13 protein-coding genes are annotated in these 13,997 nt (G+C 56.6%); 10 read left to right on the forward strand and 3 right to left on the reverse strand.

Going from position 1 to position 13,997, the window contains the following annotated elements; translation table 11 throughout:
• Positions 1–32: 32 nt before the first annotated feature.
• Positions 33–1,217: a PucR family transcriptional regulator gene (locus tag A477_RS0119245; protein ID WP_017200520.1), complete on the reverse strand. Its 1,185-nt coding sequence runs from the start codon at positions 1,215–1,217 to the stop codon at positions 33–35.
• Positions 1,218–1,280: 63 nt separating this feature from the next.
• On the opposite strand from A477_RS0119245, the gene A477_RS0119250 reads away from it, so the two are divergent.
• Positions 1,281–2,504: a PucR family transcriptional regulator gene (locus A477_RS0119250; protein ID WP_017200521.1), complete on the forward strand. Its 1,224-nt coding sequence runs from the start codon at positions 1,281–1,283 to the stop codon at positions 2,502–2,504.
• 34 nt (positions 2,505–2,538) lie between these two features.
• Here the strand turns inward: A477_RS0119250 and A477_RS0119255 are convergent, their stop codons facing one another.
• Both A477_RS0119255 and A477_RS0119260 read right to left on the reverse strand, forming a co-directional pair.
• The gene (locus A477_RS0119255) at positions 2,539–2,889 is read right to left on the reverse strand and encodes a cupin domain-containing protein (protein WP_016359453.1); all 351 of its coding nucleotides are present in this window, start codon (positions 2,887–2,889) and stop codon (positions 2,539–2,541) included.
• Positions 2,882–3,985, reverse strand: a complete 1,104-nt coding sequence (locus A477_RS0119260) for a 2,6-dihydropseudooxynicotine hydrolase (RefSeq protein ID WP_016359452.1) — start codon at positions 3,983–3,985, stop codon at positions 2,882–2,884. The genes A477_RS0119255 and A477_RS0119260 overlap by 8 nt, the downstream gene beginning before the upstream one ends.
• 167 nt (positions 3,986–4,152) lie before the next feature.
• Here A477_RS0119260 and kdhC point away from each other — a divergent pair, with 167 nt between their 5' ends.
• The 9 genes from kdhC (at position 4,153) to A477_RS0119305 (ending at position 13,997) form a co-directional block, all read left to right on the forward strand.
• On the forward strand, positions 4,153–6,537 hold the full coding sequence (kdhC, locus tag A477_RS0119265) for a 6-hydroxypseudooxynicotine dehydrogenase complex subunit gamma (RefSeq protein WP_017200522.1): 2,385 nt from the start codon (positions 4,153–4,155) through the stop codon (positions 6,535–6,537).
• A gap of 97 nt (positions 6,538–6,634) precedes the next feature.
• Positions 6,635–6,940 carry a Dabb family protein gene (locus tag A477_RS0119270; RefSeq protein WP_017200523.1) on the forward strand — a complete coding sequence of 102 codons (306 nt, stop codon included), beginning with the start codon at positions 6,635–6,637 and terminating at the stop codon, positions 6,938–6,940.
• Positions 6,940–7,872: a cyclase family protein gene (locus A477_RS0119275; RefSeq protein WP_016359449.1), complete on the forward strand. Its 933-nt coding sequence runs from the start codon at positions 6,940–6,942 to the stop codon at positions 7,870–7,872. Before A477_RS0119270 ends, A477_RS0119275 begins: the two co-directional genes overlap by 1 nt.
• Positions 7,869–9,062: a 2,6-dihydroxypyridine 3-monooxygenase gene (gene dhpH, locus A477_RS0119280; RefSeq protein WP_016359448.1), complete on the forward strand. Its 1,194-nt coding sequence runs from the start codon at positions 7,869–7,871 to the stop codon at positions 9,060–9,062. The genes A477_RS0119275 and dhpH overlap by 4 nt, the downstream gene beginning before the upstream one ends.
• A gap of 15 nt (positions 9,063–9,077) precedes the next feature.
• Positions 9,078–9,785: an SRPBCC family protein gene (locus tag A477_RS0119285; RefSeq protein WP_016359447.1), complete on the forward strand. Its 708-nt coding sequence runs from the start codon at positions 9,078–9,080 to the stop codon at positions 9,783–9,785.
• 5 nt (positions 9,786–9,790) lie between these two features.
• Positions 9,791–10,666 (forward strand): carbon-nitrogen family hydrolase, encoded by an 876-nt coding sequence (locus tag A477_RS0119290; protein WP_021474599.1) that lies wholly within the window; start codon positions 9,791–9,793, stop codon positions 10,664–10,666.
• Positions 10,667–10,868: 202 nt separating this feature from the next.
• A complete protein-coding gene (locus A477_RS0119295) occupies positions 10,869–11,762 on the forward strand; it encodes an AAA family ATPase (RefSeq protein ID WP_016359445.1) in 894 nt (297 codons plus the stop codon).
• 17 nt (positions 11,763–11,779) lie between these two features.
• Positions 11,780–12,871, forward strand: a complete 1,092-nt coding sequence (locus A477_RS0119300) for a vWA domain-containing protein (protein ID WP_031217298.1) — start codon at positions 11,780–11,782, stop codon at positions 12,869–12,871.
• Positions 12,864–13,997: an XdhC family protein gene (locus A477_RS0119305; RefSeq protein WP_016359443.1), complete on the forward strand. Its 1,134-nt coding sequence runs from the start codon at positions 12,864–12,866 to the stop codon at positions 13,995–13,997. Before A477_RS0119300 ends, A477_RS0119305 begins: the two co-directional genes overlap by 8 nt.

Raw genomic sequence — 13,997 nt, forward strand, 5'->3', positions numbered from 1 at the left:
CCGCGACGAACCAGCCCTGACCCTCCCGTTCGCTACAGGATGTCGGTCTCGGCGATTGACTTCAGCAAGCCATAAAGTCGTAGGGCTACGAGGAGCTCGACATGACGTTCTGCAACGCTTATGCCAAGCCGTTCTTCAATGGATCTGAGCCGGTAGGCAACGGTGCGCTCATGAACCTGGAGTGCTGCTGCAGCCGCTACGGCATTGCAACCAGCAGAGAAATAGGCCCGGAGAGTGTCGCAAAGTATGTCTTTGCGGGGGTCAGCAAGCAAAGGGCCCAACTGCTGCAAGACCAAGTCACGCACCGCCTGCATATTTGTAGCGAAGACAGCTTCGAGAGCCACGTCCGTGTACCGGGTTATCCGTGCGCCGGTCAAGCGGCCAACTTTATAAGCCCTCCAAGCACGCTGGTGACTGCGCCGGAAACCGGAGAACCCCTTATCAATGGACCCTAGAGCCAAATGTGCACCGTCCGGAAAGTCCCCTTCAATGACTTGCGCGTCGGCATTCTGTCCATCCTTTACCGCCAACCAGCCCAGAAAGGCTCCGCCGGTGCTTTCGAGTACCAAAGGCACTTCGCTGTTGATCAGCGTGGCGGCGAGGTCGATGGTACCCTTTGGATCATTTCCCCAGGCCACCACGGATAAATGTTGTCCTTCAAAGGGGTACCCCGTGTTTGGTCGGGCAGTGCGCCGTCCTGCAATGAAATCCCGCAACTCATTTCTAAGCCGGTGATCCTCCGACTTGTAAAAGAACCGATGCTGTTCTGAACGATACGCGTCGATGACGTTGGCAACTACAACGTCATGCCACCGATGCTGCAACTGAGAGACCCATTTTTGAATTTCCAATTGCTGTGATGCATCCGGGATAAGAGTAGTTGTAAGGTCCAGGAGCACATCCCAGGTCGCAGACTGCAGCACTCGATAGGTATGGATGAGCTCGAGTAGATCCACGCCGGCCTGGGCTGTCTCGCGAGCCTCCAAGGTGGCCTCGGCAAGAAACTTGTCGTCTGGTTCCTCTGACCCGGACAAGGCCCTGCTGATAGATAGAAGGGCCGCGGCCAGCCGCTCAGATCTCCGCTGCGCCAGTGCAGGGTCTAAGCCCACACCAGCCTGAACATCATCATGGAGTCGACGGACCATAGAGTCGGACAGTTGATTTATGTCCGATGTAATGGCGACCGATATTGCCGATAGATGTTGTGTCTGGATCATGTTCCTAAATTCATGCGCCGCCTGAGTCTCGGCGCAGGCGAGCTCTGTTGATAGTCTCAGTGTATGACCATTGAGGAAGGACTGGATGAACTTTCCGTTGCCGTGAAGGCAAGGATTCCCGAAATCTATGACTGTATACGGGCGAGACTGCAGTATGCGTACGAAGACTATTCGACCGCGACACGTAACGCCTCTCTTACCGAGGCGGAATCGGAAACCATCACGGCTTCCTTGCGCGATGTCCTCGAATACATCGGTCAGGGGCGCGTAGGAGCCACTAGGGCTTCCAACGAAACTCTTCGCGAGGTGAGGCTGGCTGCGCGGGCGGGCGTCGACCTTCATCATCTGCTCAGGGGATCCAGGGCGGCCCAAGCCACTTTGTGGGAGTTTGTCTTGGAAGAGGCGCATCGAATCATCGCCGATCCCGTCCGACGGTCAAAGGTTCTGCGGCACGCCAGTGCAAGCCATTTCGCTTGGAACGATAAAGTTTCCGCTTCCATTATTGAGACGTACCAAATGGAGAGCACCGCATTTTCAAGGCAGAGCCAGAACCGGAGGAAGCTATCGACGCTGAGGGCTCTCCTCGCTGGGCTGCCAATCGATTCGACGGTTTTTTCTTATAACCTTTCCGGCCGGCACCTGGCAGCCGTGGTACCTGGCGAAAGCACGGAGGCTGTTGCTCGGACACTGGGCACTGCCTCTCGGATCCGCCCCCTTGTTATCACGGCCGAGGATGAGACCGGCTATATTTGGGCGGAGTGGTCGAATCGGCTGCCCTCACCGCAAGTTGTCCTCGCAAACGCCTTGCCGAAGGACACCAGAATTTCGTTTGGGACTCTGAGCGAAGGTGTGGACGGATTTATAGTTTCCCATAGACGGGCGTTGGAGGCCGATTCGGTTGCCCAAAAACTGGGCACTCAGGTCACTTGGTATGAAGATGTCATGCTCGAGGCGTTGGCTATGCGCGATCTCGCTGCCGTAACCACATTCATCTCCGACGAACTGGGGGGTCTCGGATTGCACCTAGACCCCCCAAGCAGGTTAGTGGAAACCCTCGAAGCCTATTTTGCTTCGGGTCAGAATGCGGCGTCCGCGGCACAGCGCCTCGGAGTGCACAGCCGAACTATCGCCTATCGACTGAAACTCATCGAGGGCAAAATTGGTTCAAGGGGAGTGCTGCGAGATGAATTGCCCGTTGCCATCAGACTTTCGCGGATGGTCGAGGCCATGAAGCTCGAGCTTACTGGGTTGGAGGAATCTCCCGGCCTCCCGCAACCTGCACCGTAAATGAACCTGCTCACGGCGTCGCTGCTAACATCTCCTATTCCACCAAGAACCAGATTTCCTTGAATGGCTCGTGAAACTCCCAGGTAGATGTGTGCCCCTTCGGCAGAAATACCAAATCGCCGGCAGTCACGGAAACCGGCTCTTGGGATGCAAGTGTGAGCGTTGCTGAGCCTTCGACAACGTAGATAATCTCGTTGTCAGTGAGTTCATAGGTTGTTGTGCTCGGCTGCGAAGTGAAGATACCCGTGCCGAACTGGGGAGAGGAAGTGCGTTCGAAAAGCGTGAACCCATGACCATTGGGATTTCCCTCATGGACGGTTACACCGTCCGGCTGCCAGGATTCAAGCGGCGCGGTCGCGGTACTGATCTTCCTGATCTTATCCATTGAGGGGCCACCCTTTCATTGTTGGGGCGACCTTCTTTCCGGCAACCAGAACATCATAGAGCCAGTCTGCCATTTCAAGCCGGGGACGGATTCCAAGGTTGTGGCAGCAGTGATCACCGTCCTTTTCAACCACTAGGTTCAGGTGTTCTGCCGGCACCAATTCGAGGACGGTATCCACGAAGGACAGTGGAACCTCGTCGTGCACCCCGTGCAGGATGTACGTCGGGCATGCGATCTGGGAAAGGACGTCCCGGGTCTCCAAAGCCGCATGGACGTGCAGCCTTGCTTCCTCCAAAGTGTCAACCTTGGAGACGTACTTCCAGCTTTCCTTTGTCAGGGGAGTTTCGAGGTCCCAGTAGTCCAGGTCTGAGAATCCGCCCCAAGAAATGCATGCGGCCAAACGCGGTTCACAGGCGGCAGATTTGAGAGCGTAATTACCGCCCAGGCTCCGCCCCAGCACTCCGATAGCATCATTCCGAATCGCTTCAAGTTTGGTGAGCAGATCCACTACCGCGGACGTGTACTTTTCGTAATCACCCGCAATCCGCTTGTACTCAAACATCTCGCCCTGGCCGGGACCGTCAAATGTGGCAGTAGCCATTCCCCGATCGAGCACAAGATTTTCCATCTGGAAACTTTCCTCTTTTGTGCTCTCAAGACCACCAAGCATGATCACAGCGGGGTGTGGTCCCGGTCCCTCCGGAATGCGCACATAGACAGGCATCGGGATACCGTCGACGACTAGCTCGTGACGCTCTGCAGGCGGGGACAACAGTGGAGCTGCCTTCTGATACAGCTCAACTTTCCGAGCTTGGCCCTTCTGCCGGCGCTCGTCGAACCAGAGGAACTGAGCGTACTGGGCACAGAGTGCGGCTGACATCAGGAGTTCACCGGCGGACAGGTCATGGCCCAGTGCCACTTTCCTTTCCGCTTCCTGCTCATACTCATTTGCGAGACTCATCCAGTAGTCAAACCAGGTGATTTCCTTGGGCCTATCGCGAGCACCCACCATGTCTGAGTAGGAAACGCCGTCAAGGATAAGACGCCCCCAGTTCAGCATTTCATCTTCAGGTTTCACCTGCGAAGTTACAGTCATACCGTTATCTCCCTATAGTCAGACTTCCGTGACCCCGCGCAAGGGGTCTGCGAAATGATCATGCTATGGAAGCTGCGCGAGGGCGCCTACTAACTGCGGAGACTTAGGCCGCGTTTTTGTCAATGCCTGAACATCCAGGCTGGACGGCCCGATGACATACTGAGCGCATGATGGCAAAGGCTAAAGCGCTCATCCCTGACAACGGTAGAGCCGGCGCGGACGAGGGCAACAGACAGGCATGGATAGGCCAGGAGGTTCTGCGGCGGGAGGACCGCCGGCTACTCACTGGAACAGCAACATTTGCTGGCGATCTGGGAGTGCCCGGGCAATTGCATATGCGCATTGTCCGTTCAACACAGGCTCATGCCCGGATCGTGTCCATAGACGCCACTGAAGCTGAAAAGACTCCAGGCGTACGAATGGTTATCACGTCTGAGCACACGCGGCACCTGGGTTCGGTTCTCTTGGAAGAGCTGGGATATCACGAAATTTATGAAAACATTGAGGACTTCAGTCACCCCGTCCTAGCAGTAGACAAGGTGCTATATGTGGGGCAGCCGGTGGTTGCTGTACTTGCTGTTGATCCTTATCTTGCCGAAGACGCAGCTGAGCTTGTCTCTATCGAGTATGAGCCGCTCCCGGTCCTCTTGGATCCGGAAGAAGCATTGACCGGTAAGGTCGAGCTCTTTCCGGGGCGCGGCAATGAAGGTGCGCGCATCAAAAAGGCCTACGGCGATATTGATCGCGCCTTCGCCGAAGCAGAGCACGTCATTCGCCACAAGTACGTCACGAACCGCCATTCCGGTGTACCTATGGAACCGCGGGCCGTAGTGGTACAGCCCGACCCAGCAAGGGACACGCTGTTCATCTGGGGCACCGTGCATGTGCATGACAACCGGAGGATCATCGCCAAGATGCTGAATCTTCCCGAGGTCAACGTACGGATGAAACACGTAGAGATCGGCGGCAGTTTTGGCGTGAAGGGCGGAGTCTTCCCAGAAAACGTTGTTGCAGCATGGGCAGCCCGTACGTTGGGAGTCCCGATCAAATGGACTGAGGACCGAGTCGAGCACATGACTTCCACGTCCCATGCCCGGGAAATGGTGCATAAGCTCGAACTCGCGCTCGATGCTGAGGGCAGAATCCTGGGTATGAAGGACGAAATTTTCCACAACCATGGTGCCTATTTCAGGCAAGCGGAGCCGCTAGTCAGCGACATTACTGCCGGCATTGTGTTCGGCCCCTATCGGGTCCCTGCCTACGATGCTACTCTGCACGCCGTCTTCACCAACAAAACACCTGTCGGAGCTTACCGCGCGCCTGGACGCTACGAGTCCACTTTCGCTCGAGAGCGGATCTTTGATCTGGCGTGTGAAGAAATCGGTCTCAGCAAGACGGAATTTCGCCGACGAAACCTTCTTACGGCTGAAGACCTCCCTTGGACACCGGGTCTTGACATCGTCCACGAGCCCTACCACTTCGACTCGGGAGACGTAGTTAAGCATTTCAACGAAGCTCTGGAGGCAGCAAACTTCTCGGAGTGGCTTGAGGAATCCAAACGACTACGGGCGGATGGCCGAAAAGTCGGCGTAGGCCTCGGCGTGCTGATGGATAAGGCAGGTCTGGGGCTTTTCGAAACCGGCGGCGTTGAAGTCAGCCGTGCCGGCCGCGTTACGGTCAAAACCGGAGGTTCCTCGGTCGGGCAGGGAATCGAAACGGTTCTGGCCCAGATTGTCGCCGAAGAGCTACAGATCGCTCCCGAAAACATTGACATCGTCCATAGCGATACAGAGCTTATTCCGGACGGTGTGGGTTCCTGGTCCAGCCGTTCAACTGTTCTTGCTGGAGGTGCTGCCCGCAAAGCTGCGCTTGCAGTTGTGGAAAAAGCCAGACGCTTGGCCAGTGAGATGCTGGAAGCTGATCCGGACGACCTCGAATTAACTGCAGGCAGTTTTAAGGTCAAGGGCACTGATCAGCAAATCTCGCTGTACGAGATCGCAGCGGCGAGGGACCCCTTCACGGCGAGGGCCGACAATGATGAACCCGGCCTAGCAGCGGACGCGGTCTACATGAACAACGCCATGAACTATCCATACGGGGTAACACTCGTACAAATCGAACTAGATCCTGACACAGGCGGTCATAGGATTCTTCGCTTTTCCACTTCCACGGAAGCAGGAAGGGTAATCAACCCCCTGACCACGAGGGGCCAGATCATAGGTGCGGCGGTTCAAGGCATTGGAGGCGCCCTGTACGAGGAGTTCCTCTACGAAGAGGATGGACAGCCGATTACGACGTCGTTCATGGACTACTTGTTGCCAAGCGCTCAGGAGATGCCGAACGTCGACTGTTTTGTAACTGAAGATGCCAAGTCACCGGACAACCCCTTTGGCGCCAAGGGCCTTGGGGAAATTGGCATCATTGCGGCCGGCGCGGCAATCGCTTCAGCTATCGATGATGCCATCGCCGATGGCGTACATACTGACCGTTTGCCAGTCACCCCCGAGCAGATCTTCAGCCGCTGTCAAGGTTTGAACAAAGCAGAACGGTAACTTGTGCAATCCGCCAGTGGGACAACTTCGCTGCTCTTACCAAACTGAACAGACACAACCCGGCGGGTAATCCAAGACACACATGAGAGGTCTACTGATGACTAAGGTTCGACACGTATTTGCATGGCGCGTAGCTGAAGGCAGCAGCCAGGAGGAAATTGTTGAAATTCTCAACACTCTTCCCCCGCGCCTAGGTTTCATTCAGGGCTGGGAGATTGGCACTCACTCTGGCGACCCCGGGGATAACGGTGCGCCGTGGGACGGAGTTCTGATTTCTGACTTTGCAAGCTGGGCTGATCTGGACAAGTACTCCACGGATCCCTTCCACCTCGAGGTAGTCGCCACACTTATGCCGATGTTCGCGGACAGGGCTGTGGTTGATTACGAAGTCGAGGCCGTCTGATGAGCCAGACTGCAGACGTAAAGGTCGGGATGAGCCCGTGGGGCGCCGATGACGAGCGGGGCGCACTAAACCTCCTTGACGAGTCTGTACGCGCCGACGTCCTTCACCGGGCCGACCCGTCTCGGGTCTATGACCTCAGTGTTGACTACTTCGTAGGCATGCCCAGCTTTCAGGGAGCCGGTGACCCTAGCTACCAAATTTTCATGAGCCACACCCCTCAAGGCACGGTGGTGGATAACCTCAACGGCGTCGGCGAGGATGTCAACAGGCACGTGTGCTACTCGGGTGACGTCGTCTTCATGTATACCCACACCGGGACGCATATTGACTCGTTGAACCACTTCGGTGTCGACGGACAGATCTACAATGGGTATAAGCCGGAAGAGAATCTGGGCAGCCGGACCTGGACCAAGGGCGGGGCGGAGACGATCCCGCCAATCATCACCCGCGGCGTATTGTTGGATATTGCTGGTCTCAAGAACGTTGACTGCCTCCCTGATTCCTACGCGATCACTGTTGCAGACATCGAAGAGGCACTGGATAAAGCCGGCCTCGTACTGCAGACGGGGGATGTGCCCTTGGTCCGTACCGGACGTATGCGTTACTGGCCGGACGGAACCAAGACTCTTGGAAACCCTCCAGGCCTAAGCCTGGATGCTGCCCGATGGCTCACCAGCCAAAACATTTCCGCAATCGGTGCTGACCAGGAGTGCGTAGAGGTAGGTCCGTCGGAGCATGAGGACAACTGGCTTCCCGGGCATACCCACTTCCTTGCCGAAGCCGGTGTGCCCATGGTGGAACTGTTGAATCTGGAGGAACTGGCAGCGGATGGAGTAAAGGAATTTTGCCTAATCGCTGCTCCTATCCGTCTTCGGGGAGCGAGCGGTGCCCCGATGCGCCCGCTCGCCATGGCACTAAGGAATAACGCATGAGTCCCACGACCGACCGTATCGCGGTAGTTGGTGGTTCGATATCTGGGCTGACAGCAGCGCTGATGCTTCGAGATGCTGGCGTTGACGTCGATGTCTATGAGCGATCACCTCAGCCCCTCTCAGGCTTCGGCACAGGCATTGTCGTCCAGCCGGAGCTTGTTCATTACTTGCTGGAGCAAGGCGTTGAGCTGGACTCCATCAGCGTGCCGTCATCATCCATGGAATATGTGGACGCACTGACTGGAGAAAGAGTCGGATCCGTTCCTGCAGACTGGCGCTTCACTAGCTACGACTCGATATACGGGGGGCTCTACGAGCTGTTCGGACCCGAGCGATACCACACCAGTAAATGCCTGGTCGGCCTAAGCCAAGATTCCGAAACAGTGCAGATGCGCTTCTCAGATGGCACAAAGGCCGAAGCGAACTGGGTGATCGGCGCGGACGGCGGAGCCTCGGTAGTTCGCAAGCGCCTGCTGGGTATTGAGCCCACATACGCGGGCTACGTCACCTGGCGAGGCGTGCTTCAGCCGGGCGAAGTTGCCGACGACGTGTGGAACTACTTTAACGACAAGTTCACGTATGGACTTCTGGACGATGGCCACCTCATCGCTTACCCGATTCCAGGACGGGAAAACGCCGAGTCCCCGCGTCTGAATTTTCAGTGGTACTGGAACGTCGCTGAAGGACCGGACCTCGACGAACTTATGACAGACGTTCGCGGCATCAGGCTCCCGACATCGGTGCATAACAACTCGCTGAATCCCCACAATCTCCGTCAGTTCCACAGTAAGGGCGAGAGCCTCTTCAAGCCCTTCAGGGACCTCGTACTCAACGCCTCCTCCCCATTCGTGACTGTTGTTGCAGATGCCACCGTCGACCGCATGGTTCATGGCCGTGTCCTGTTGATCGGAGACGCGGCGGTGACTCCAAGGCCCCACGCCGCTGCGGGGGGTGCTAAAGCTTGTGATGACGCACGAACCCTTGCCGAAGTCTTCACAAAGAACCATGATCTGCGGGGGTCCCTGCAGAGTTGGGAAACCAGACAGCTGCAGCAGGGACACGCTTATCTCAACAAAGTGAAAAAGATGGCGTCCCGTCTGCAGCACGGGGGAAGCTTTGAGCCCGGAAACCCCGCGTTTGCTTTTGGGCTCCCTAAAGTGGATGAACCATCCGTCGTCACTAATTCTTAATAAGGAAAAACCATCATGGAGATGACCAACACTTTTACCGTGCCCGTACCCCCGGACGAGGCGTGGCCGGTTTTGCTGGACTTGCAGCGCATCGCCCCCATGCTTCCCGGAGCATCCATCACCAGTGTTGACGGTGACGAGTACGAGGGCAAGGCAAAAATCAAGGTTGGGCCCATCACGGCCGAGTATGTCGGCGTTGCCCGATTCATTGAGGTCGATGAAAAGGGCCGCCGCGCGGTAATTCAGGCCCGTGCGAAGGATGCTCGCGGGCAAGGAAATATGTCCGCAACTATCACCGCCCGACTTGAGCCGGAAGCAAACGGCGCCACCGTCATTGTTCAGACCGAGCTGGACATGACAGGTAAAATCGCTCAGTTCGGGCGAGGTGTAATCAATGAAGCGGCCACGGCCATCCTCGGAGTATTCGCCCAACGGTTGGCTGTAGAGATGACTTCAGGAAGCGAGAGCAGCAGCGAAGCATCTGAGCTCTCAAAAACTGAAGCAGCCCTCGGAAGAGAAGTAAAGCAACCTCTTCAGGCAGAATCCGAAGTACTGGACCTCATCAAGCTGGCAAAAGACACGCGGGCCGCCAAAAAGGGCCCTGGCACTCAGGTCGAAGTTCCCGCAGTTGGACAGTGGCTGCCCGCAATCGTTTCCATCGTAGCTGCGCTGATTGCGGTCTTCTCGGCCGGTGTTGCCGCAGGAAGCAACCGAAGGTCTTGAACCTGATGGAAGTGCGCGAACTAGCACCAAGTAGAGGGCAACTTGACGTAGCAGCTGTTCAGGTGAAATTTGACTCAACAGAGCTGCTCGAGGACAGGATTTCGCGTATCCAGGACTTGGTTTCTGGCGTCGGCAAAGCGGACCTGATCGTCCTGCCTGAACTCTGGCTTCATGGCGGGTTCTCCTACGACAGCTGGCGAAAGAACGCCATTTCGCTGGAAAGTGAAGTGTTCACTTTCCTGTCCGAAGTGGCCAGGGACAAGAAGGCCTGGTTTCACGCCGGCTCTTTCATGGTCACGGAACCAAGCAGCGCTGCTTCTGACATGTGGAATACATCGGTTCTTTTTGACCCGACCGGATCCCTCCGGGCGACCTATAAAAAGATCCACCGCTTCGGCTTTTCCGACGGAGAGCCAAAGCTGATAGCAGCGGGAGATGAACCCAGGGTGGTGGAGCTGCAGACAGAACGAGCCACTGCCATCACTGGGCTCAGCACATGCTACGATCTTCGCTTCCCCGAACTATATCGACACATCTCAGCAGAAGGTACGGCGCTCAATGTGATACCAGCATGCTGGCCACTTACGCGAATTCAGCATTGGCAGACTCTGGGTCGCGCTCGAGCAATCGAAAACCAATCCTTTGTCGTGCAATGCAACATGACGGGGGTTGACCAGGAGGTGGAGCTGGGTGGTCACAGTCAGATTGTGGATGGCAACGGAGATATCCTCGCTCAGGCAGACAAAGAGGAAGCCGTTCTCCGTGCAACTCTCAATTTCGATTCACTGAACGAACTGCGAAGTTCGTTCCCGGTGCTGAACGACCGGCGGGCAGATATCTGGGCTGCTAAGGGCAAGACCGTGATCGCAAGCCACTTGTAGGAATAGTAAGGGTCTAATCCGAGCAGACTCGGCCGGGATGTCCTGCCGATTCGGGTAGGGCGGGGCATCCCGGAATCGGCTGTTCTTACGGTTGGTACGGCCGGTGGACGCCCTTCTACTGGCGGTATTCAGCACCTGCATAAGTAGACACCGCAAAAAGCCGCAATGCCACACCTCGAAAACCGACTAGCAAGGCGAGACAATGAGTAACGACAAAGTGACCAAACCGGAAAGTCCCGGTGAGATGGCTGCGCGGCTCAAGGCTGTCAACTATTTGGCTGACGAGGGTCTATCCACCACCGTCTTTCTATCTGTTGCGATGAACAAGCCGCTGCTTGTTGAAGGTGCTCCAGGCACGGGAAAAACGTCCTTGGCCGAAGCAATAGCTAAGATGCTGGCAATCCCGTTGATCCGACTGCAGTGCTACGAGGGCATCGAGTCCACCCAAGCGCTCTATGACTGGGATTTCTCACGTCAGATTCTTTACTTACGCTCACTGGAGGCAGCAAATTCGACAACGAGTGCGGAGGAACTAGAGCAGTCCCTATATACCGAACGTTTCCTGCTGCCTCGTCCGATTCTTCGGGCCTTACAAAGTGGACCGGCCGTTCTCCTCATCGACGAGGTTGACCGAGCTGACGATGAATTTGAAGCGTTCCTCCTGGAAGTGCTCGCATCAAACCAAATATCTATACCCGAGTTGGGTACTATCACCGCCAAAGTTCCACCCATCGTGATCCTGACCTCCAACCGGACCCGAGAGTTACACGAGGCTCTGAAACGGCGATGCTACTTTCATTGGATAGACCACCCAGAACCGGCCCGTGAGTTGGAGATCATCAAGACACGGCTGCCCGGCGTGGATGAGAAGCTAGCGCAGCAGGTGGTGGACGTAGTCCAGTCCTTGCGCAATCAGGGACGTTTGCGACGCTCCCCTGGGGTAGCCGAAGCGCTTGACTGGGCCCAGGCTTTGAACCGCCTTGGCGGAAGTGACATCGACGCCGACAGTGCCAGCCTGACAATTGGCGCCCTCTGCAAAGACCAAGACGACCAGGAGCTTATCTTGAACGCCCTAAGAACCGTCTTTCCTACCTAACGTGAACGGTACTGGCGATGTCTTCACAAGTAGGTCTGAAAATTTTTTATGGTTTCGTAGGTGCTCTCAGAGATGAGGGGATGACCATAGGGGCCGAACAGGCCCAGCTTTACCTCGAGGCTCTGAGCGTTTTGGATCTTCAGCGTCGCGACGAGGTCTTCTGGGCCGGACGCGCGACGTTATGTAGGAGCAGGTCTGACTTCGGGCCCTACGACCGGACGTTCCGCCTGTGGTTTTCATCGGAATCGCCGATTCCTGTGCCCCTTTCGGAGGGACAGGAAGCAAGCCTTCCCGACGCAGCAGACGGCGACAGCCCTCAGCCGGAATTGGAGCAGCAGATTGCACTGGCTAGCAAAGATGAATCCCTGCAACACCGAGATGTGGCACTCATGTCAGCGGAGGAAAAGAGTTATCTTGCGGAGGCCTTTGCTGCTCTACCTGTTAGAGAACCGCTGAGAAGGGCGCGTTACAAGCGGACCCATCGCCACAAGCGCATCGATCCGGCACACACTGTCCGAGACAATCTGAGGAGAGGCGGCGAACCAGGGCGCCTGCAATATCGCTTCCGAACGAAAAAGCCCCGACGAGTCGTCTTGATCGTAGATGTTTCAGGATCTATGGAAGCCTATGCTGACAGCTTTTTCCGCTTCGGTCACCGCCTTTTAGCTGGCGCGTCCGACACAACAGAAGTATTTTCTATCGGCACACGCCTAACCAGAGTGACCTCGGCATTGCAGCACCCGGATCCGGAGGTCGCACTGTTGGACGCTGGACTCGTCGTTCCCGATTGGTCCGGAGGCACGCGACTGGGCGAAGCCCTAGCGGCCTTCATTACCCTGTGGGGACAACACGCAATGCTCAGAGGTTCTGTGCTGGTGATCGCCAGTGACGGATGGGAACGTGGGGATCCCAGGGATCTTGCCCGTCAGGTTTCCCGCCTCCATGGTTTGGCTCATCGTGTTATCTGGGCCAACCCCCACCGCGGAAAGTCTGGATACGAACCTATACAGAGCGGCATTAAGGCCGTTCTCCCGCACGTTGATGCCCTGGTCGCCGGCCACACCATGGCAGCTTTTAGGGACCTAGCAGATCGGATAGCACATGCGTGACGTTATTGAAGCACTGGCAGAATGGACGACGCACGGAGAAACCTTCGCCCTCGCCACAGTCGTCAGCACGTCTAAATCGGCCCCCCGGCCAGCGGGCGCTGCGATGGCCGTAAGCACCCCGGGGGAGGCCGTCGGCTCAGTCTCCGGGGGTTGCGTCGAAGGAGCTGTTTACCAAATTGCGCAGGAGGTCATTGAAGACGGTACTCCTGTTCTGCAACGGTTTGGATATAGCGACGATGACGCTGTAGCCGTAGGACTGACCTGTGGCGGAACAATCGACGTCTTCGTTGAACGAGTCACCAAAGAAAGTTACCCAGAATTACGAACGATCATTCAGGACGTTCAGAAGGGCAACCCCGTTGCCACCGCTACCGTGGTCGAACATGACCAGCCAGAAATGCTGGGTAAGCGGCTAATAGTCTGGCCAGCCCATACTGGCGGGACCCTCGGCAATAACATGCTGGACCATGCGATTGCCGACGATGCGAGAGGCCTGCTGGCTTCGGGTGAATCCAAGGTGCTCACGTACGGTCCCAGCGGGGAACGGATGGAAACCGGAACAAAGGTCTTTGTTTCTTCCTATCAGCCCAAGCCCAGAATGATCATTTTTGGTGCCATCGATTTTGCAGCAGCAGTCGCGCGGGCTGGGTCAATGGTGGGCTTTCATGTGACCGTCTGCGATGCTCGCCCTGTATTTGCGACCACCGCGCGCTTTCCTGGTGCGGACGAGGTGATCGTATCTTGGCCTCACGTTTACCTTCAGCAGGAAGTGACACAGGGAAAGGTGGACAACCGCACGGTCATCTGCGTTCTTACCCATGATCCCAAGTTCGACGTTCCTGTCTTGGAAATCGCCCTGCGGCTGGAGGGGGCATGCAGGCCCTCCTACATAGGCGCTATGGGCTCACGAAAGACCCATGAAGATCGGCTAAACCGCCTTCTGGAGGCTGGAGTGATAGAGCGGCAAATTGCCGAGCTTCATAGTCCCATCGGACTTGATCTCGGCGGCCGGACACCGGAGGAAACAGCAGTGTCAGTTGTGGCCGAAATAATAGCCAAGCGTTGGCAGGGGAGTGGCCGCCCTCTGCGCGACTCCACTGGCGCTGTGCACTCGGACCCGGCCTAG

Origin of the sequence: Arthrobacter sp. M2012083 (assembly GCF_000281065.1) — a bacterium.
Lineage (GTDB): Bacteria > Actinomycetota > Actinomycetes > Actinomycetales > Micrococcaceae > Arthrobacter.

Coding starts and splice junctions, on each gene's coding strand:
- A477_RS0119245 (WP_017200520.1), bottom strand. CDS start 1,217: ATGATCCAGACACAACATCTATCGGCAATATCGGTCGCCATTACATCG.
- A477_RS0119250 (WP_017200521.1), top strand. CDS start 1,281: ATGACCATTGAGGAAGGACTGGATGAACTTTCCGTTGCCGTGAAGGCA.
- A477_RS0119255 (WP_016359453.1), bottom strand. CDS start 2,889: ATGGATAAGATCAGGAAGATCAGTACCGCGACCGCGCCGCTTGAATCC.
- A477_RS0119260 (WP_016359452.1), bottom strand. CDS start 3,985: ATGACTGTAACTTCGCAGGTGAAACCTGAAGATGAAATGCTGAACTGG.
- kdhC (WP_017200522.1), top strand. CDS start 4,153: ATGATGGCAAAGGCTAAAGCGCTCATCCCTGACAACGGTAGAGCCGGC.
- A477_RS0119270 (WP_017200523.1), top strand. CDS start 6,635: ATGACTAAGGTTCGACACGTATTTGCATGGCGCGTAGCTGAAGGCAGC.
- A477_RS0119275 (WP_016359449.1), top strand. CDS start 6,940: ATGAGCCAGACTGCAGACGTAAAGGTCGGGATGAGCCCGTGGGGCGCC.
- dhpH (WP_016359448.1), top strand. CDS start 7,869: ATGAGTCCCACGACCGACCGTATCGCGGTAGTTGGTGGTTCGATATCT.
- A477_RS0119285 (WP_016359447.1), top strand. CDS start 9,078: ATGGAGATGACCAACACTTTTACCGTGCCCGTACCCCCGGACGAGGCG.
- A477_RS0119290 (WP_021474599.1), top strand. CDS start 9,791: ATGGAAGTGCGCGAACTAGCACCAAGTAGAGGGCAACTTGACGTAGCA.
- A477_RS0119295 (WP_016359445.1), top strand. CDS start 10,869: ATGAGTAACGACAAAGTGACCAAACCGGAAAGTCCCGGTGAGATGGCT.
- A477_RS0119300 (WP_031217298.1), top strand. CDS start 11,780: ATGTCTTCACAAGTAGGTCTGAAAATTTTTTATGGTTTCGTAGGTGCT.
- A477_RS0119305 (WP_016359443.1), top strand. CDS start 12,864: ATGCGTGACGTTATTGAAGCACTGGCAGAATGGACGACGCACGGAGAA.